Origin of the sequence: Companilactobacillus paralimentarius, from assembly GCF_963227125.1 — a bacterium.
Classification (GTDB): domain Bacteria; phylum Bacillota; class Bacilli; order Lactobacillales; family Lactobacillaceae; genus Companilactobacillus; species Companilactobacillus paralimentarius.
The window spans coordinates 1,658,354-1,677,324 of the sequence record NZ_OY724131.1 but is presented as its reverse complement, the minus strand read 5'-3'; the positions used below and the strand labels follow the sequence as shown (position 1 = coordinate 1,677,324).

Annotated in this window: 17 protein-coding genes, 1 tRNA gene and 1 pseudogene; 10 read left to right on the top strand and 9 right to left on the bottom strand. The window is 34.8% G+C overall.

Features of this window, described 5'->3' with window-relative positions; genetic code table 11:
- The first annotated feature begins 53 nt into the window (after window positions 1–53).
- From ACI6PB_RS08140 to ACI6PB_RS08130, 3 genes and pseudogenes are all read left to right on the top strand, one after another.
- Window positions 54–884 carry an aldo/keto reductase gene (locus ACI6PB_RS08140; protein WP_025084808.1) on the top strand — a complete coding sequence of 277 codons (831 nt, stop codon included), beginning with the start codon at window positions 54–56 and terminating at the stop codon, window positions 882–884.
- Between the two features lie 188 nt (window positions 885–1,072).
- Window positions 1,073–2,845: an oleate hydratase gene (locus tag ACI6PB_RS08135; protein WP_404327262.1), complete on the top strand. Its 1,773-nt coding sequence runs from the start codon at window positions 1,073–1,075 to the stop codon at window positions 2,843–2,845.
- A pseudogene (locus ACI6PB_RS08130) lies at window positions 2,829–3,429 on the top strand (SAP domain-containing protein). Before ACI6PB_RS08135 ends, ACI6PB_RS08130 begins: the two are co-directional and overlap by 17 nt.
- Here the strand turns inward: ACI6PB_RS08130 and nfsA are convergent.
- The 8 genes from nfsA to ACI6PB_RS08090 all read right to left on the bottom strand — a co-directional run bounded on the left by nfsA (window position 3,426) and on the right by ACI6PB_RS08090 (window position 9,334).
- Entirely contained in the window at window positions 3,426–4,163 is a 738-nt protein-coding gene (gene nfsA / locus ACI6PB_RS08125) for an oxygen-insensitive NADPH nitroreductase (protein WP_025084803.1), read from the bottom strand. The pseudogene ACI6PB_RS08130 and the gene nfsA sit on opposite strands and share 4 nt — an antisense overlap.
- A complete protein-coding gene (locus ACI6PB_RS08120) occupies window positions 4,147–4,539 on the bottom strand; it encodes a nuclear transport factor 2 family protein (protein ID WP_404327261.1) in 393 nt (130 codons plus the stop codon). Before ACI6PB_RS08120 ends, nfsA begins: the two co-directional genes overlap by 17 nt.
- Before the next feature lie 175 nt (window positions 4,540–4,714).
- A complete protein-coding gene (locus ACI6PB_RS08115; protein WP_056955778.1) occupies window positions 4,715–6,163 on the bottom strand; it encodes a catalase in 1,449 nt (482 codons plus the stop codon).
- 205 nt (window positions 6,164–6,368) lie between these two features.
- Window positions 6,369–6,725: an MmcQ/YjbR family DNA-binding protein gene (locus tag ACI6PB_RS08110; protein ID WP_404327260.1), complete on the bottom strand. Its 357-nt coding sequence runs from the start codon at window positions 6,723–6,725 to the stop codon at window positions 6,369–6,371.
- Window positions 6,725–8,011, bottom strand: coding sequence for a replication-associated recombination protein A (locus tag ACI6PB_RS08105; RefSeq protein ID WP_404327259.1), 1,287 nt, complete (start codon window positions 8,009–8,011; stop codon window positions 6,725–6,727). Before ACI6PB_RS08105 ends, ACI6PB_RS08110 begins: the two co-directional genes overlap by 1 nt.
- A gap of 280 nt (window positions 8,012–8,291) precedes the next feature.
- Window positions 8,292–8,364 (bottom strand) — tRNA-Glu (locus ACI6PB_RS08100).
- Window positions 8,365–8,420: 56 nt separating this feature from the next.
- Entirely contained in the window at window positions 8,421–8,639 is a 219-nt protein-coding gene (locus tag ACI6PB_RS08095) for a hypothetical protein (protein WP_025084799.1), read from the bottom strand.
- A complete protein-coding gene (locus ACI6PB_RS08090; protein ID WP_025084798.1) occupies window positions 8,636–9,334 on the bottom strand; it encodes a CPBP family intramembrane glutamic endopeptidase in 699 nt (232 codons plus the stop codon). Before ACI6PB_RS08090 ends, ACI6PB_RS08095 begins: the two co-directional genes overlap by 4 nt.
- Before the next feature lie 97 nt (window positions 9,335–9,431).
- On the opposite strand from ACI6PB_RS08090, the gene ACI6PB_RS08085 reads away from it, so the two are divergent.
- The 6 genes from ACI6PB_RS08085 (at window position 9,432) to ACI6PB_RS08060 (ending at window position 16,825) form a co-directional block, all read left to right on the top strand.
- Window positions 9,432–11,153: an ABC transporter ATP-binding protein gene (locus tag ACI6PB_RS08085; RefSeq protein WP_404327258.1), complete on the top strand. Its 1,722-nt coding sequence runs from the start codon at window positions 9,432–9,434 to the stop codon at window positions 11,151–11,153.
- The gene (locus ACI6PB_RS08080; RefSeq protein ID WP_309510844.1) at window positions 11,153–13,021 is read left to right on the top strand and encodes an ABC transporter ATP-binding protein; all 1,869 of its coding nucleotides are present in this window, start codon (window positions 11,153–11,155) and stop codon (window positions 13,019–13,021) included. Before ACI6PB_RS08085 ends, ACI6PB_RS08080 begins: the two co-directional genes overlap by 1 nt.
- A 77-nt stretch (window positions 13,022–13,098) precedes the next feature.
- On the top strand, window positions 13,099–14,067 hold the full coding sequence (locus tag ACI6PB_RS08075) for a serine hydrolase domain-containing protein (protein ID WP_025084796.1): 969 nt from the start codon (window positions 13,099–13,101) through the stop codon (window positions 14,065–14,067).
- Between the two features lie 234 nt (window positions 14,068–14,301).
- Window positions 14,302–15,042: a metal ABC transporter ATP-binding protein gene (locus ACI6PB_RS08070; RefSeq protein ID WP_404327257.1), complete on the top strand. Its 741-nt coding sequence runs from the start codon at window positions 14,302–14,304 to the stop codon at window positions 15,040–15,042.
- Entirely contained in the window at window positions 15,042–15,893 is an 852-nt protein-coding gene (locus ACI6PB_RS08065) for a metal ABC transporter permease (protein WP_309511221.1), read from the top strand. Before ACI6PB_RS08070 ends, ACI6PB_RS08065 begins: the two co-directional genes overlap by 1 nt.
- A complete protein-coding gene (locus tag ACI6PB_RS08060; RefSeq protein ID WP_404327256.1) occupies window positions 15,890–16,825 on the top strand; it encodes a metal ABC transporter solute-binding protein, Zn/Mn family in 936 nt (311 codons plus the stop codon). The genes ACI6PB_RS08065 and ACI6PB_RS08060 overlap by 4 nt, the downstream gene beginning before the upstream one ends.
- 58 nt (window positions 16,826–16,883) lie before the next feature.
- On the opposite strand, the gene ACI6PB_RS08055 is transcribed toward ACI6PB_RS08060, so the two are convergent.
- The gene (locus ACI6PB_RS08055; protein WP_404327255.1) at window positions 16,884–18,227 is read right to left on the bottom strand and encodes a MurT ligase domain-containing protein; all 1,344 of its coding nucleotides are present in this window, start codon (window positions 18,225–18,227) and stop codon (window positions 16,884–16,886) included.
- A gap of 152 nt (window positions 18,228–18,379) precedes the next feature.
- Here ACI6PB_RS08055 and ACI6PB_RS08050 point away from each other — a divergent pair, with 152 nt between their 5' ends.
- Window positions 18,380–18,961, top strand: coding sequence for a thymidine kinase (locus ACI6PB_RS08050; RefSeq protein WP_025084792.1), 582 nt, complete (start codon window positions 18,380–18,382; stop codon window positions 18,959–18,961).
- Window positions 18,962–18,971: the final 10 nt, after the last annotated feature.

The following is an 18,971-nucleotide window of genomic DNA, read 5'->3' as shown; positions in this document are numbered from 1 at the left end:
ATTGTTTGATTGATTAAAAAGAGTTACGTTAATATTGACTTATAAAGGAGTGAATGTTGATGTACAAATTAAATGATGGACAAGTAATACCTGAAATAGGTTTTGGGACTTACAAATTAAATGGACGTAAAGGTGTTCAAAGTATAGTTTCTGCAATTAACAATGGGTATCGAATGCTAGATACGGCCTATAATTATGAAAATGAGGGTGCTGTAGGTCGTGCTATTTCTGAAAGTGGCATTGATCGTGATAAATTAGTTGTGACCTCTAAATTACCTGGTAGATACTATGCTTCTGATGATGCGATTGCTGCTTTGCAAGAATCACTTTATCGAGCACATTTAGATTATTTTGACCTTTATTTGTTACATTGGCCTAATCCCAAACGTGGAATGTATGTCGAAGCTTGGCAAGCTTTGATTGATGCGCAAAAATTTGGTCTGGTTAAATCAATTGGTGTATGTAACTTCTTGCCAGAACATTTAAATAAATTAAAGCAAGAGACTGGTATTTTACCGACTATTAACCAAATTGAATTGCATCCATATTTTAATCAGGCTGATATGCGTAAATTTGATAAGGATAATGGAATTATCACGATGGATTGGAGTCCGCTTGGGCGCGCCAGTTCTGTATTAAAGAATCCAGTTTTGATTGAATTAAGTAAGAAATATAATAAGTCAGTTGGTCAGATTATTTTGAGATGGGAACATCAATTGGGAACCGTACCAATTCCTAAGTCATCGTCGCCAATTAGACAAGTAGAGAATCTGAGTATTTTTGATTTTGAAATATCAAATACTGATATGGATAAAATTAATTCATTGACTAAATCAGATGGACGTAACAAGGACCAAGATCCTGCTGTTTATGAGGAATTCTAAAATGAGAGTGATATTTGAGACTATCTCAAATACCACTCTTTTTTTATATTGTCTCATTTTTTAGAGAATATAGAATTTAAAAAATAATATTATTTTGGAATATCTATTGAAATTTAGAAATATAAGAACTATATTCTAGCTGTAAACGATTTCAACTAAGAAAGCTAATAATTCAAGAGGTGGTTCTTATGTATAGAAGTAACGGAAATTATGAGGCATTTGCTAGACCAATGAAACCAGTTGGCGTTGATGATAAGTCAGCATACATTGTTGGTTCTGGATTAGCTGGTTTGGCAGCTGCGTCATTTCTCGTACGTGATGGTCAAATGAAAGGCGACAAGATTCATGTCCTAGAAGAATTAGCTCTACCTGGTGGTAGTATGGATGGTATTTGGAATGAACAAAAGGGTTATATCATCCGTGGTGGTAGAGAGATGGAACCTCATTTCGAAACACTTTGGGATTTGTTTAGATCAATTCCATCATTGGAAAATCCTGATGCATCTGTTTTGGATGAATTTTATTGGTTGAATAAAGAAGATCCTAGTTTCTCACATGGCAGAGTTATCCAAGAGCAAGGAAAAGAATTGCCAACTGAAGGAGATTTAACATTAACACCAAAGGCAGTTCAAGAACTATTGGATTTGGTTATGACACCTGAAAAGGATTTGGGTGATAAGAAGATCAATGAAGTCTTCTCAGAGGACTTTTTGAATTCTAACTTCTGGCTCTACTGGTCAACAATGTTTGCTTTCGAACCTTGGGCTAGTGCTATGGAAATGAGACGTTATTTGATGCGTTTCTGTCATCATATTGATTCATTGTCAAATCTTTCATCATTGAGATTCACCAAATACAATCAATATGAATCCTTGATTCAACCTTTGATTAAATTCTTGGAGAGTAAAGGTGTTCAATTCACATATAATACTCATGTAAATAATATTAAGGTTGATACATCAAATGGTTCTAAAGTGGCTAAAGAAATCGACCTTACAACTGATGGCAAAGATAACACAATCAGTTTGACAGAAAATGATTTAGTCTTTGTAACAAATGGTTCAATTACTGAGAGCACAACTTATGGTGACAAGACTCATCCAGCACCAACCGAACATGAATTGGGTAGCAGTTGGCAATTATGGGAAAACTTAGCTAAACAAGATGAGGCTTTTGGTCATCCAGACAAATTCTGTAAGAATATCCCTGAAGCAAACTGGACTATTTCTGGAACAGTTACTTTAACTGATGATGAAGTAACACCATATATCGAGAAGATCAGTAAGAAAGATCCACATAGCGGTTCAATCGTAACCAGTGGTCCAGTAAGTATCAAAGATTCTAACTGGTTATATGGATATTCCATCAGTCGTCAAAAACACTTTAAGAGACAAAAGGATAACGAATTGGTTGTCTGGGTTTATGGACTATTCTCAGATAAACCAGGTAATTTCGTAAATAAGAAGATCACTGAGTGTACTGGTGATGAATTATGTGAAGAGTGGCTTTATCATATTGGTGTTCCAACTGATAAGATCAAGGATATTGCTGAAAATCATGCAAGTACTATTCCAGCACATATGCCATACATCACTTCATACTTTATGCCAAGAAAACTTGGAGATCGTCCATTAGTTGTTCCAGAAGGATCAAAGAACTTAGCCTTCATTGGTAATTTTGCTGAAACAGACCGTGATACAGTCTTCACAACAGAATATTCAGTTAGAACAGCTATGGAAGCCGTTTATACTTTGTTGAATGTTGATCGTGGAGTTCCTGAAGTCTTTGGTTCAGCTTATGATGTACGTACATTGATGCGTGCTATCTACTATCTAGATGGTAAGAAGAAGCTTGAAGATATTAAATTGCCATTTAAGGAACGTTTGGTAGAGAAGAAAGTTATGGAGAAGATCCATGGAACTTATATTGAAGAACTATTGAAAGATGCACATCTCTTGTAATATAAAGAAAAACTGGTATAAAACAGAATTAGTACAGATTTGTAAAGATAATTAGTTGCCTAGTTATGGAACTAAGGCTGAATTGAATCAATATATTATTCAGTATTTGAGTGGCATACCACAATCACAAATAAAAACTGGCGGACTAATACTCACATTTCATCATTGAAGACGGAACAAATCAATCCGCAGACTAAATTATTAGCCACGGGATTCAAATTGAATGCAGAAGCTAGAAAGTTTTTCGCTGATTATTTTCAAATGAGTAAATTCAGTTTTAAAAAGTCCATGGCAATTAAAATGCGCCAAGTTCAAAGTGATCAGGACACTTCAGCCACGGTACAGGATTTAATTGATGCCTATCAGAATAAAACTTTGACTGACAATGAGGAAGAACACACTTACCAATGGAATAATTTTGTAAAAGATTTTAACCATGATGAGCGTTCAAAAAAATATTCGCAAAAATGAAGGTTGCGGCTATTATTTGGTCTAAAGTTCGTGATGGTCAAACTGATAAGACTTATCGTTCACAACTAATTGATCAGTATCAAAGTGAAATTGAAAAGTATCGAAAAAATTAAGCTAACGTAAAGCCCTGTTCTTTAAGAAAACTGGCTACCTCTGGACGTCTAATTTGTTTGAAAATTGTTAAGTTCTTTTCAGACCAATTGGTGTCGGAAGCATTAGTTTTACGATTAGCATAATATTCGTGGACATCTTGATCATATGCTTTTAAATCAGTGAATTTCTGATTGTCATATGTGTTAGTAGCGACTTGATTAGCCTGTGGTAGGCGTGGTTTATGCTGATTTTTCGTTGCAGGAATACCAACCGTCATACCAAAGACGGGAACAGTGAATTTTGGTAGATTCAGTAATTCAGCCACTCGTTTGATATTGTTACGAAGACTACCAATATAGCAGATACCCAAATCCATTGATTCAGCGGCAACTGCCATATTTTGAGCAGCAATAGTCGTATCAACGACACTGACAATCAATGATTCCATATTCTTTAAACTATCTAAGCTTTGATTATGTGCTTTTAAAATACTAGCCTGACGGTTTAAATCGGCTACAAAAACATAAAATGTATCGGCTTTTTTAACATGTGGGGAGCTAATGGTAATATCAGCTAACTCATTTCTAAGTTTCTGATCAGTTATTTCGATGATAGAAAAAGCTTGAACAAACTCAGATGTGGAACCACTTTGAGCTGCAGCTAATAGTGATTGCTTTTGATCAGCGGTGATGGCTTGATCTTTAAATTCACGTACAGAAACGTGTTCAGTCATATTCTTAATTGTTGAATTCATTTTTACCCTCTTTTTTGAATGGACGAAAAGTCTCATGTTTAGATCGATATTCAGCGACGTCAATAATTTTATTATCTTTAAATTGAATTATTGAGGCACCGTCGAAGTCGTATTCAGTATGCTCAACAGCATGAAAATACCATAACACTGTATAAGTGTTTTTGTCTGTTGGGAGGATTTTATCAATTCGCCAGTTTAAAACTTTTTGGCGATTCATCATATTGTCGATAAATTGATGTAGTTCATCCAGACCAATATATATAGGACCGTAACATTCGCGATAAATGATTTTTTCGTCGATGTAGGTGTCTAGGTCTGAAAAGTCCCGTGTAAGCCAGGATTGAAAATATTTTTTGATGATAGCTGTATTATCCATAAGATTCTCCATTGATTTTTTACAAGTTAACTTTAATTATAGGAATCTTTAGTAACCTTTTCTAGTACAAATAACAGTATTATCAAGTGATTGATCAATGTAACTGAGGATATTCAAATAAGCACTAGTAATAATCTTTTTAGGGATCATTGCTAGTGCTTATTTTCGTAAAAGTTTATTTTATATCATTTTCTGATAAATTTAATTCGTGAGCTACTCTTAAACCATATTCTTTATCAGCGGCATAAAATTGTTTAGTTTCTAAAATTTGAATTTCTTTGTCATCAAAGCTTCCGAGTCCAGAAACAATATTTTCAATTAGTCTATCTTTTTCATCGGATGTCAATAGACGATAAAGATCACCTGCTTGGGTCGTGTAGTCGACCTTGTATTCATAAGGAGTATTAGCAGCTTTACCTTCTACATCAAATTTAGCGATACTTTTATTGATTTGTTCCTTAGGACCATTTTCTGAGTTGGGTTCGTAATTAACATTGCCATCGGGATTTTGCGTTTGCATAAATCCGTCACGAGCATAATTGTGTACGGGAACTACGGGCTTATTTACAGGTAACTGTTCATAGTTAGCTCCTAAACGGTATCTTTCGGCATCTTTGTAGCCGAACAATCTACCCTGCAAAAGTTTATCAGGGGAAGCTTCAATTCCGGGTACAAAATTGGCAGGTGAGAAAGCAGATTCTTCGACATCTTGAAAATAGTTATCAGGATTTTCATTTAGCGTAAATTTACCAATTTTAATTAGAGGGTAGTCTTTTTGAGATACAACTTTAGTAACATCAAAAATATCCCATTTATAATTTAATCCTTCTTCATAGGGAATTAATTGTACGTAGACGGTCCAAGAAGGATAGTCTTTTTTCTCAATGGCGTCGAACAGCTCATCTTGTAAGTAATCTGTATTTTCACCAGATAACTTTTCAGCTAAATCATTGGATAAGTTCTTAACACCCTGATCCGTTTTGAAATGGTATTTGACCCAGAATTGTTCACCTTTTTCGTTAACCCATTTAAATGTATGAGAACCATAGCCTTCCATCGTTCGATAAGATGCGGGGATTCCACGGTCTGACATTAGGATAGTTACTTGATGAAGAGATTCAGGCGAATGAGCCCAAAAATCCCACTGCATTTTCTGATTTCTTCGATTAGTACGAGGATCACGTTTTTGTGAATGTATGAAATCAGGAAACTTTAAAGGATCATTAACAAAAAATACTGGTGTGTTGTTACCAACAATATCGTAATTTCCTTCTTGAGTGTAAAATCTCAGGGCAAAGCCACGAACATCTCGAACGGTATCGGGATAACCTTTTTCCCCGGCAACTTGAGAAAACCTGATAAAAATTGGTGTTTTCTTATTAACACCGTTGAATAAGTCAGCCTTAGTATACTGACTCATATCTTTAGTCAATTCAAAATAACCCTTGGCACCGGCACCTTTAGCGTGGACGACTCTTTCAGGGATTCGCTCGCGGTTAAAATGTGCGAGCTTTTCAAGAAGAGCATAATCTTGAATTAAAACTGGTCCTCTAGTACCAGCGGTTAAGGAATGTTGATTGTCAGCCCAAGGTTGACCTGATTCAGTGGTAAGTTTTTCGGTCATATTCTTATCTCCATTATTTTTCAAGCAAGAGGCTATTAAATGTCTCATTACAATTTGGATTGATTCAAATTGTGATTTTATACTAAGAAAAAAGTACATAATAGTCAATTATTATGTATTTTTATTGAAAAATATGAGTTTTTAAAGGCTATATATTGATATATGACGATTGAAAAGAATAATCATCCTTATTTGTTCAAATAAATTAATTAGTTAAAGAATAACTTTCTTTTAATAAATTGATTATTTGTTTCCATTCAACTGTGCCATCTAAAATAATGGAAATCCAATGTTCTTTATTCATGTGATAAGCAGACAAATAACCAGAGGCATTTCTTAAAATAGAATTTATTTCAGGATTAATTTTCACATCAAGTAAGTCAATGCTCCCCGTACCATCCAAACCTAATTTATTTTTTTCAACAGGCATGATTAAACCAAACCATTTGCCACTGTCTTTGTGGCGGAGTACTTGATAATCGGGGAATTTCTTGAATGGCTTGTCTATGTATGTGTCCTCTGATTTTTTAACATATTCAATTAATTGATCTGTAAGTTCCATTATTGTTGTCCCTTATTTGAATCGGAGTCTTTGTAATCTTCCTGATAAATATAGCGATGTAGTTTCAAATATTGTTCTCCCAATTTTTTCTCGTTGTTGTTGTCCTTAGGATAATAATAACGACGCCCTTTTAAACCCTTTGGCATATAGTTTTGTTGAGCAAGTTGGTGCGGTGATGCAAAGGGAGAATCTATTAAGCCTCCACCAGTAATTTCTTCGGAATGTTTATAATGCATATCTCGCAAACCTTTAGGCATGGGGTGTTCGTTGGGATGCTCAGTATCTTGATCTAATTTTTCCCAAGTCTCATCAAATGATCCTGATTTAGGGGAGATACACATAAGCATTGTGGCAGACATTAGTGGATATTTGGCCTTTGGCATTCCAATTTTTTCGGCTTGATTAGCGGCCACAACGATTTGAGTAACTTGTTGAGGGTTAGCCAATCCAATATAAGTGTATGGAATTTCACGTAATCTGCGTACGACTGATGGTAAATCGTTATTTTTCAATAATACTGCTAAATAATATAACGCTGCATCTGTATCAGAACCGGCCATGGAATCAGAATAGGCGGAAAGATAGTCATAGTGTTTAGTGGCCTTTTTATCGTAATTGAAATGTTGCTGCTGGGCAAATTTTTTCACGTTTTCGACAGTGATTTTATCGGGATTAATTGCGTGAATTGTTTCTAAAGTATTCAAAGCAATTCTCAAGTCACCATCAGCAGAAATAGCGATTAGTTTCAAAGAGTCAGTTTCGACTTGTTCGTCAGTTAATTTATAGATTTCAGTCACAGCACGTTTCAACATAGTCTCGATATCCGTGTCACTAAGTGATTTGAATTCAAAAATCTGACTTCGAGAACGAATAGCGGGAACGATTGACATAATTGGATTCTCAGTCGTAGATCCGATTAGCATAATATGACCGTTTTCCAAATAAGGTAGTAGAAAATCTTGCAAGGTCTTGGTCATACGATGGATTTCGTCTATCAGTAAGACAAATGAATCGTCAGGATATTGATCAATTTGTTTAGTCAATTTGGCTTTGTTATCAGTAGAAGCATTGAACGAGTCGAAAGGATAATTGTTAGCCTTAGCAATAATTTTGGCTAGGGTAGTTTTGCCCGTGCCAGGTGGTCCCCACAATAATAGAGGGATGTTAACGTGTTGATCGATAATTTGTCTTAAAGGTTGTCCAGTTTTTAATAATTCTTGTTGACCAACCATTTGATCAAGGGTTTGTGGCCTCATTAAATCGGCTAGTGGTGTTTTGAATGACAATATTTTATTCCTTTCTTAATTGATTAGGAAATAGTTATTCCTATTATCACAGATAAAGTTCAGAAAATAAATATTTTGTATTAGAAAGAACTAATTATAATACATTTATTTGCAATTAAATTTTTTTCAACATATTTCAGATTAGAATTAAAGAATCTTCATCTTGTGACTATATATAAAATCTTAAATTTATTCAGAGTTTTTAGAAAATAAAAATGCCGTAAACTCAACGTTTACGACACTTTTATAATTATAAAATATAATGGAATTTGATACATTATCACCCGTATGGGAATCGAACCCATAACTCCACCTTGAGAGGGTGGCGTCTTAAACCATTTGACCAACGGGCAATTAAACAACAATCATTATTTTACCTATAAAGTAGGGACGGTGTCAATAATAATTGTTAATTATTTTTATCTTTTGTTTTAATTATCAATATATAAATCAGCATTCCAATCAAGACGATAGTATAAATAGCACTGGCAAAGCCAGCATATTCCATAATGATCCAACCAGTAATTCTAGCACTGGCCATTAGTAACATTGACAGTACGCCGAACATAACAATTTTTCTTAAAAGGCTTTGATAAATTTCATTGAACTTTTTCTGATTATTTCTCATAGTAAGATAACTCCTGAAATAGCTAAACCACTGAAGATAGCAAGAAAATTGTTGAGAAAGTGAACAGTAATGTCAGCCTTAATATTCTTAGTTCGATAATAAACGCCTGCTAGAACGATACCTAGCAACACTTTTGAAAGAGCATAAATCCAATCGGTTCCAGTTCCAAAGGGTGCATGGACGTAGCCAAAGAATATACCACTCAACAAAACCGATATTAATGGACTATTAACAAAGAACCAATTCATAAAAATACCGCGGAAAATTATTTCTTCCAAAATTGGTGCAACAATCACGCTAAAAATAACTAGAATAGCTATATTATTTTTACCAATCAATTGTAAAGCTTCGACATTGGCATTACTACTCTTCATAAAAGGAACAGTGGCAAAATTAATGAAGCCGATTAAAACAGTTGCGATTAAGATAATTAGCCAGGTTTTTTTAGTAAATTTTTGAGTAGGGAACTTTTGTACGCGTTTAAACACAAAAATAATTATGATAGCAGCGACAATTAGCAATATAATGGTTATAATTGGTGCAATTTTCAGATAAGATTGGTAACTTGATCCGAGTTGCTTTTTGGTCAATGTCAGAATACTTAATGGAAGTTGCTCTAATAAAAATAGAGCCAAAAAGGCTATAATATGGAATATAGTTTTTATAGGTTGATAATTATTTTTAGAATTATTCATTAAAAAGCCACCTTATTTAAGATAATTATTAGAATTATTTGATAATTAGTGCTTTAATACTATAATGCTATGTGAGTTTTTTAAAGGGAGTGAATAAATGTTCAAGATTGCTCGAGGAAGGATCAATGTTTGGCAAGTGCTTGCGGCAATTATTTTTATGATTTTCCAAGTTATTGCAACGTTATATATCCCTAATCTAACATCAGACATTGTTAATAAAGGTGTTATTACTGGTGATACTGACTTCATTGTCAGCGCTGGTATTAAAATGATTGTTGTATCATTTATCACCGTTATAGCAGCGTTTGGTAATGTCTTGATGGCGTCACAAGCGTCACAAGGATTAGGTCGAAAGTTAAGATCCGATTTATTCAAGAAAATATTATACTTTACACATGATGAGTTCGACAAATTTGAGACTTCATCTCTAACAACTAGAACAACGAATGATGTTGTCCAAATTCAAAATGTAATGATCATGATGTTGAGAATGATGATTATGGCACCGATTATGCTGATTGGTGCAAGTTTCATGGCCTATCAAAAGAACGCAGAAATGACGAAGATCTTTTTGATCTCGATTCCTATTTTGCTTGTTCTAGTGGGAGCTGTGATGTTTTTTGCTGTTCCTTTGTTTAAGGCAATGCAAAAGAAAACTGATTGTTTGAACTTGGTCTTCCGTGAAGGTTTGACAGGGGTACGTGTTATTCGTGCCTTCAGACAAGATAAATTTGAACAAGATAGATTTAATGATGCTAACCAAGATTATACTAACAATGCGGTTAAAGTATTTAGTATCGTTGCATTGATGTTCCCAATTGTTACTTTGATTATGAGTGGTACTAATGTTGGTATCACTTGGCTGGGTGCTCATTATATTGCTAATCAGTCAATGGAAATTGGTAATATGATTGCCTTTATGACTTATGCTATGCAAATTTTAATGAGTTTTATGATCTTATCAATGGTCTTTGTATTTGTTCCCCGTGCTTCAGCTTCAGCTGCCCGTATTCAAGAAGTTTTTGAAACAAAAAGTAAAATTGATGTTGTAGCTAAACCAGCTAAACTTAAGAATGAACCTGCTCTTAGTTTTAATGATGTTAACTTCCGTTATGCTGGAGCCGAAAAGTTGGCTTTAGCTAATTTGAATTTTAACATGACTAAGGGTCAAACCTTAGCAATTATCGGTGGTACTGGTTCAGGTAAAAGTACTCTAATCAATTTGATTCCTAGATTTTATGATGCCGAAACGGGTGTTGTAAGTATTAATGGAACCGATGTTAAGGCTTTGAGTACTGAGGATATCAATAGTAAAGTCTCAATGGTTCCCCAAAAGGCCTACTTATTTAGAGGGACAATTCGTGACAATATGCTCTATGGTAAACCAGATGCTACTGATGATGAAATTTGGCATGCACTAGAGGTTGCTCAAGCAGCGGACTTTGTTAGTGAATTGGATGACAAGCTCGATTCAGAAGTTGAACAAGGCGGAGAGAACTTCTCTGGTGGTCAAAAGCAACGTTTAGCAATTGCCAGAGCTTTAGTCAAAGATGCTTCAATTTATGTCTTTGATGATTCATTCTCAGCTCTTGATTTCAAAACTGATTTGAATTTAAGAACAGCATTGAGAAATGATGAAAAAATCAGTCAGAGCGTTGTTGTTATTGTCGGTCAACGTATTTCAACAGTTGCTGATGCTGATCAAATTGTTGTCTTAGATGATGGTAAGATGGTCGGATTAGGAACGCATGCTGAATTGAAAGCAAATAATAAGACTTATCAAGAAATAATTGAGTCTCAATTAAAGGAGGGTAAGTAATGGCTGAGAAAAATAATCAATCACCCTCAGTAGGACATGGTCCTGGACCTGGGCCAGCGGTTGTTGTTAAACCTAAGAACTTCTGGAAAACAACTGGTCGTTTAGCTAAGTACATGTCCGGTTATATGGTCGGAATAATTTTTGTCTTGATCTTAGCGATTGCTTCGGCTGTCTTCCAAATTAAGACTCCTAAGATTTTAGGTGAAGCTACAACTGAGATCTATAAGGGATTAATGACTGGTGTAGCTCAACAAAAAGCCGGATTAAAGATTAATGGTCTGCCAATTGATTTTAGTAAGATCGAACATATTATTTTAATCGTTATCTTGATGTATTTGGCTTCAGCTGTTTTCAACTTTATTCAACAATTCGTTATGACTCGTATTTCACAACGGACAGTTTATAAACTAAGACGTGATTTGAAGTCAAAGATGGCACGTTTACCAATCGTTTATTACGATTCTCATTCTAATGGTGATATTATGTCACGTGCTATCAATGATATGGATAACATTGCCGGAACCTTGCAACAAAGTTTGACTCAGTTGGTAACTAGTACTGTAACTTTTATTGGTGTTATTTGGATGATGTTCACAATTAGTTGGCAAATGAGTTTGATTGCTTTAGCCACTGTTCCTTTAAGTTTGATTGTTGTTGGAATTATTGCCCCACAATCACAAAAATTCTTCAAACGTCAACAAGCTTCACTAGGTCTTTTGAACAACCAAGTTGAAGAGAACTATACGGGACATGTTGTTGTTAAGAGTTTTAATCATGAAGATGAATCAATTGAAGAATTTGAAAAGGAAAATACTAAACTTTATAAGGCTTCCTGGAAAGCTCAAATGATTTCTGGTATTGTCATGCCTTTGATGACTTTCATCAATAACTTAGGTTATGTTTTAGTAGCCATTTATGGTGGAATTCAAGTTGCCAATGGTAATGTCTCATTAGGTAACATTCAAGCTTTCTTACAATATATGAATCAATTTTCACAACCAATCTCACAATTAGCTAATTTAACCAATACAATTCAGGCTACCGTGGCTTCAGCGGAACGTGTCTTTGAAATTTTGGATGAACCTGAAATGGAAAATGATACAGTTGATGTACCCGATGTTGAAACTGATAATAAGGTTACGCTTGATCATGTTAAATTTGGTTATGAACACAAGCCAATTCTTTTGGAAGATTACAATTTAGATGTCAAACCAGGTCAAATGATAGCTATTGTTGGTCCAACGGGTGCTGGTAAGACAACTATCATTAATTTGTTGGAACGTTTTTATGATGTTAAAGGTGGTTCCATTAAACTAGATGGTAAAGATATTCGTAATATGACACGTGAACAAGTCAGAAGTCATTATGCGATGGTCCTTCAGGATACTTGGCTCTTTACTGGTTCTATCTATGATAATTTGAAATACAGTCGTGAAGACGCTACTAAGGATGAAATTATTGAAGCTGCCAAAGCAGCCCATGTAGACAACTTTGTTCGTCAATTGCCAAAGGGTTATGACACGGTATTGAATGAGGAAGCTTCGAATATTTCACAAGGACAAAGACAGTTAATTACCATTGCTCGTGCCTTTGTAGCTGATCCTGAGATTTTGATTTTGGATGAAGCAACAAGTTCGGTTGATACTAGAACAGAGTTACATATTCAACATGCGATGGAACGTTTGTTGAAGAACAGAACAAGTTTCGTTGTAGCTCACAGACTTTCAACAATTCAAAATGCCGATAAAATTATTGTGATGAATCATGGTTCAATCGTGGAAACAGGTAATCACGATGAGCTTATGGCCAAGAACGGCTTCTATGCTGATCTTTATAATTCACAATTTGCTGGAAATGTCGCTTTGTAAAAAAGATAGATATATAATTGGAACGTGTTTATAGCACGTTCTTTTTTTATACTTTTTATTACGAGAGGCAGGATTTTATGGCAAGTTTTGAAGAGACAAAAGCACAAATAATTGATTTGGTGAATAAGCAAGTTGTTCCAGGAGTCAGTTTTGGCTTCATAAACTCGTCACAGACGCAGAAATATACTTATGGCAATAAGTCATGGGTTCCAGAGATAACTCCTCTCAAAGGTGATGAATTACACGATTTAGCGTCATTAACTAAGGTGATGGGAACTGTACCATTAGTTTTGAAGATGTTAGATGATAAATTGATTGATTTACATGATCCTGTCAGCAAATATTTACCAGAATTTAAAGATGATAGAGTAGAACTGTTTCATTTGATTACACATACTTCTGGCATCAAGGGCTTTATCCCTAACCGTGATGCCTTAAACTGTGATCAGTTGATTCAAGCATTATTGGCATTGCCTGTTACTGATACTTTTAATAAAAAAGTTGTTTACACGGATACTGGTTTGATTTTCCTCGGATTGATTGCAGAGAAGTTTTATAAGATGCCAGTTCAAGATGCTATTATGAAATATGTAATTGAACCGGAAGGACTAAAGGATGCTACATTTGAACCTGATCCGGTTAGATGTGTACCAACTTATCCAGTTGATGGCAAGATGCTTTACGGAATTCCTAATGATCCTAAGGCTCGTCAATTGGGTAAGCATTGTGGATCAGCTGGTATGTTTGCAACTTTGGATGATGTTATGCAATTTGCCGGTGATATGTTGAAACCGGATAAAGAATTTTTATATCATAATTACACTGAATTGAATCCTGGACGTTCACTAGGTTGGGATGTGAAACCAGATGGTTCAGGACATGTTCTTTTCCACACAGGTTATACGGGTGAATTTTTAGCGGTTGATTATCAACATCAGAATGCAATGGTTGTAATGACTAATCGAGTTCATCCTAATCAATATAACCAAATCTTCTTGAGACGTCGTGAGACAATCTTGGAGTCATTTTTGAATAAGAGTAAATAAAATGGCAATCTATTTAAGATTCTATTAGGTTTAATTAAAAGAAGCAGCATCTATTTAGGATAAACGTTTATACGTTTCTAGATAGATGCTGTTTTTGATTTCTATTTTTTAAGAATGATTAATCTATATTTAAAAATAAAGTTAAGCCAGCCTAATAAAATTATTGAAACACCATGAAGTATATGATATTCTGAATTTAGAGCGGATTTAATCGCTAATATAAGGAGGCTCATTATGCTTAATGTTAAGAACCTCACTGTCGCTTACGATGACACACCAGTATTTTCTGATGTTGCCGTTAATTTCAACGCAGGAAAAATCACTGGAATCATTGGACCGAATGGTGCAGGTAAATCGACCTTAGTCAAAGCTATTTTGAATTTGATAAAACCTCAAAAGGGTACTATTGACTATGACGGTCAATCGATCGAAAGGATTCGCAAACGAATTGCTTACGTTGAACAAAGAAAAGATTTGGATCTAACTTTTCCCATCAGTGTCTTTGATCTAGTTGTGACTGGAACTTATGGTCAATTGGGATTGTTTAAAAGTCCTGGTAAAAAAGAAAAACAGATTAGCTATGATGCTTTAAAAAAAGTTTCTCTGGAAGAATTTGCTAAACGTCAGATTGGTAACTTATCCGGTGGTCAACTGCAGCGAGTTTTTATAGCTCGAGCAATTGTTCAAGAAGCAGAAGTTATTGTTTTAGATGAACCGTTTGTAGGAATTGATTTACAGAGTGAAACTGCCATTATGGAGATTCTCAAACAATGGCAAAATCAGGGTAAAACAATTATCGTTATTCATCACGATTTGAATAAAGTAACAAAATATTTTGATGATTTGGTTATTTTAAATCACGGAATAGTCGATTTTGGACCAACTCGAGAAGTTTATAATTCCATTAATATTGAAAGTGCCTTTAGTGCAGATCTTTCTTCAGTGCTGTTTCAAGGGAAGGAAGGTGTGCAGTGATGACATCAGTTATAGATTTTATAAATGCCTTAGGAAAGTATGATTTCCTACAAAGTGCATTACTAACCGCGATTATGGTTGGTATCATGTCAGGGATTGTGGGCAGTTTTATTATTTTACGTGGAATGTCGTTAATGGGAGATGCCATTTCACATGCTGTTTTACCAGGAGTGGCAGTGGCTTATATGTTTGGATTCAATATTTTGATTGGAGCCTCACTTTTTGGTATTTTGGCTGCAGTATTGATTGGCTTTGTGGCATCTCGGAGCAAAATTAAAACTGATACTTCCATCGGAGTTATCTTTAGTGCTTTTTATGCTTTGGGCTTCATCCTAATTTCAATGGCAGAAAGTTCAACCAACTTACATCACATCTTGTTTGGAAATATTCTGGCAGTGAGTGATAACGATATTATGACTACAGCAATTGTTTTGGGAGTCGTGATTCTATTCGTGGTTGCTTTTTATAAAGAGTTGCTGGTAACTTCATTTGATGAAACCTATGCTAAAACTTATGGTTTAAAGGTTCAGATTATTCATTATGCCTTGATGCTAGTTTTAACTTTAGTAACAGTTTCTGCTCTACAAACGGTTGGAATTATTCTAGTGGTAGCAATGTTGATCACACCAGCCGCAACAGCCTTTTTATGGACCGATAAATTAAATTGGATGTTAATTTTATCGGCCATTTTGGGAGTGATTTCATCAACCGTAGGTCTTTACTTCAGCTATACCTTCAATTGGGCGTCAGGGCCGGCAATTGTAATCGTAGCCGCAATGTTGTTTACACTATCGTTTATTTTTTCACCGAAACAAAACTTCTTTAAACTGAAAAGGAGTGTTGTACAATGAAAAAAATAATTATTACGTTTCTTTCAGTAGTAACGATGGTTAGTGGTGTCTACTGGTTCTTACAGCATCGAGCTCACAGTAACTCTAATTTACCAAACAATGAGAAATTGCATGTTGTGACAACTAATTCTATTTTAGAAGATATGGTTAAGAATGTTGGTCGTGATCGAATTGAACTCTACAGTATTGTCAAACGCGGAGTCGATCCTCATGAGTATGAACCACAACCGAGTGATATTTCGAAAGCTAATGATGCAGATGTTATTTTTCACAATGGCTTGAATTTAGAGACGGGTGGCAATGGTTGGTTTAATAAATTAATTGAAACAACTCACAAAGATTTTAATAAAGAAGTCTTTGCCACGAGTGAAGATATTGAATCTAGACATTTGACTACTAACAAAAGTGAAGTCGATCCTCATGCCTGGTTGGACTTGGCAAATGGAATTAAGTACGTTAGAACGATAACCAATGTTTTGAAAGAAAAGGATCCACGTAATGCTAGTTTTTATCAGGATAATGCTGATGAATATATTGCTAAATTAGAACGATTGCACCAAACAGTACAGTCGAAATATTTGCAAATTCCTGAACAGCAGCGTTTATTAGTGACATCTGAAGGAGCCTTCAAATATTTTGGTGCTGCCTATCATGTCACACCAGCTTATATTTGGGAAATCAATACTGAATCACAGGGTACTCCAGAACAGATGGAGCGAATTTTAAAGCAAATAAATAAATCAGAAGTAAAAAGTTTATTTGTCGAATCATCCGTATCACCCAAATCGATGGATAAGGTAGCCAGTGAATCTGGTCTGAAGATCCATTCTAAAATATTTACGGATTCCTTAGCCAAAAAGGGAACCACTGGGGATACATATTACTCAATGATGAAATGGAACATTGATCAGATTTATACAGGATTGAAATAAAAAGATCCAGTGTAGCAACCATTGATGGTTACTGCACTGGATCCTTTTTATTTCTAAATTATTTTTGTTTGATATATCCTTGATCGCTGAGAACTTTGCGCAGTCCTAACATAGCTGTATAAGTTGCGAGGACGTAGATTTTTTTAGTTGGAATCTTAGGGATTTGTTTAACAAAATCTTCGATTTCAACTGTTTCAATATTCTTGTTCATGTTGAGACCGGCAATTTTAAAGCGATAAGTTACATCTTTGACACGTTTACCACCAGTGATAACTAATGGTAATTTGTCATAGTCAAAGTCTTCAAAGTTAGCGTCCCAGATCCAACTAGTATCAATACCATCAGCATAATTAGCATTCAATAGAAAGGCTAATGAGTAAGGCTCTTCATCACTCAAAACAGTTTCGATAACTTGATTCAAGCCGACTGGGTTCTTAACTAGAATGATATTAACATCTTTGTCATCAACGGTAATAGTTTCTTGACGACCAAAGACTTTCTCATCATAGGCAAAAGCTTTACGAATTTGCTCGACATCGATACCCATCTCTGAAGCAATGGCATAAGCAGCTAGCGCGTTATAGACATTATATTTACCACCAATATTCATGGTAAATTTGTTGCCATCAATTTCAAATTCAGTTTTGTTAGGAAGTAATGTTGAAATACCGGTTACTTGATACTTTAATTGTCCACGTTTGAAATTACAGTTAGGACAGAAGTAACTACCCAAGTTAGCGTAAGATATCATATGGTAGTGCATGATATGATTACATCTAGGGCAGAGAACACCATCAGTATTAGTAGGTGCCTTGAAATCTTCATTTTCATGTCCTTTGTCAGAAAAACCATAGTTGATAACTTTGTTAGGCAATTCTTTGGAAGCAAAGATAGCAGCGTCACCATTGGCAATGATTGTGGCATCTGGTGCTAATTTAATACCATCAAGAATTTTTTGATAAGTAGTGTAAATTTCACCGTAACGATCCATTTGATCACGGAAAATATTAGTTAAAACAAAGTACTTAGGTTTAATATATTTACAAATGATAGGAACATTGGCCTCATCAACCTCTAAAACAGCCAAAGGTTTCTTGCTCTTTTTATGATGAGTAACAAAACTAGTTACAATACCTTGGATCATGTTAGAACCAGTTGGATTTGTTAAAACATCATCGTATTTTTGAATCAACATCTTATTGATCAATGATGTTGTCAAAGTTTTACCATTGGTACCGGTCACGACAATCAATTCGTAATCTTTACCAAGACTCTTTAAAATGTCAGGATCAATCTTGTAAGCAATTTTTCCAGGATATGAGGAACCGCCATTGAAAAATTTGTTTAAAATAAAATAAGATGTTTTTCCCATTAATGTTGCAATACCTGATTTAAATGTCATTATGAAAACCCCAAATTGAATTAATTAAAACAATATTATCATACCTCACAAGTATTTTATGCGATTTTGTTTGAAATTGAAAAATGTTTAATGTGTTCAAGCGGCAGTTTTTTCGTTATAATTTTGAAGGATATTATTTTGGAGGCGTAAAATTGGCTCAATTATTTTTTAAATACGGTGCTATGAATAGTGGAAAATCGATTGAGATTTTAAAAGTGGCGCATAATTATGAAGAACAGGGTAAGTCAGTTATTTTGATGACAAGTATTATGGATACTCGTTCAGGTGCTGGAAAGATACAGAGTCGTATGGGATTAACTCGTCCAGCTATTGCTCTCAAGAAAGATTCTGACGTTTTTGAGATCGTAAAGGAAAAAAATCCTGATGCATCTTGTATATTGATTGATGAATGCGAATTTATGACAAAGGATCAGGTTTTACAGGCAACGAGAGTCGTTGATGATCTAGGAATTCCTGTTATGGCTTTTGGTTTGAAAAATGATTTTCGTAATGAATTATTCGAAGGTACAAAATATTTATTGCTTTATGCGGATAAATTGGAAGAAATGAAGACTATCTGTTGGTTCTGTACAAAAAAAGCTACAATGAATATGCGTATGTCAAATGGCAAGCCGGTTTTTGAGGGAGAACAAGTTTCAATTGGTGGCAATGAAATGTACTATCCAGTTTGTCGTCGTCATTACAACCATCCTCCAATGCTAGATAATAAATAAGAGAAAGGAT

Bases quoted from the DNA above. Each gene is read 5' to 3' on its own strand.
- ACI6PB_RS08095 (WP_025084799.1), bottom strand. From the start codon at position 8,639: ATGAGAAATAATCAGAAAAAGTTCAATGAAATTTATCAAAGCCTTTTA.
- ACI6PB_RS08085 (WP_404327258.1), top strand. From the start codon at position 9,432: ATGTTCAAGATTGCTCGAGGAAGGATCAATGTTTGGCAAGTGCTTGCG.
- ACI6PB_RS08055 (WP_404327255.1), bottom strand. From the start codon at position 18,227: ATGACATTTAAATCAGGTATTGCAACATTAATGGGAAAAACATCTTAT.
- ACI6PB_RS08120 (WP_404327261.1), bottom strand. From the start codon at position 4,539: ATGGATAATACAGCTATCATCAAAAAATATTTTCAATCCTGGCTTACA.
- ACI6PB_RS08115 (WP_056955778.1), bottom strand. From the start codon at position 6,163: ATGACCGAAAAACTTACCACTGAATCAGGTCAACCTTGGGCTGACAAT.
- ACI6PB_RS08110 (WP_404327260.1), bottom strand. From the start codon at position 6,725: ATGGAACTTACAGATCAATTAATTGAATATGTTAAAAAATCAGAGGAC.
- ACI6PB_RS08060 (WP_404327256.1), top strand. From the start codon at position 15,890: ATGAAAAAAATAATTATTACGTTTCTTTCAGTAGTAACGATGGTTAGT.
- ACI6PB_RS08075 (WP_025084796.1), top strand. From the start codon at position 13,099: ATGGCAAGTTTTGAAGAGACAAAAGCACAAATAATTGATTTGGTGAAT.
- ACI6PB_RS08090 (WP_025084798.1), bottom strand. From the start codon at position 9,334: ATGAATAATTCTAAAAATAATTATCAACCTATAAAAACTATATTCCAT.
- ACI6PB_RS08080 (WP_309510844.1), top strand. From the start codon at position 11,153: ATGGCTGAGAAAAATAATCAATCACCCTCAGTAGGACATGGTCCTGGA.
- ACI6PB_RS08070 (WP_404327257.1), top strand. From the start codon at position 14,302: ATGCTTAATGTTAAGAACCTCACTGTCGCTTACGATGACACACCAGTA.
- ACI6PB_RS08065 (WP_309511221.1), top strand. From the start codon at position 15,042: ATGACATCAGTTATAGATTTTATAAATGCCTTAGGAAAGTATGATTTC.
- ACI6PB_RS08140 (WP_025084808.1), top strand. From the start codon at position 54: ATGTTGATGTACAAATTAAATGATGGACAAGTAATACCTGAAATAGGT.
- nfsA (WP_025084803.1), bottom strand. From the start codon at position 4,163: ATGAATTCAACAATTAAGAATATGACTGAACACGTTTCTGTACGTGAA.
- ACI6PB_RS08135 (WP_404327262.1), top strand. From the start codon at position 1,073: ATGTATAGAAGTAACGGAAATTATGAGGCATTTGCTAGACCAATGAAA.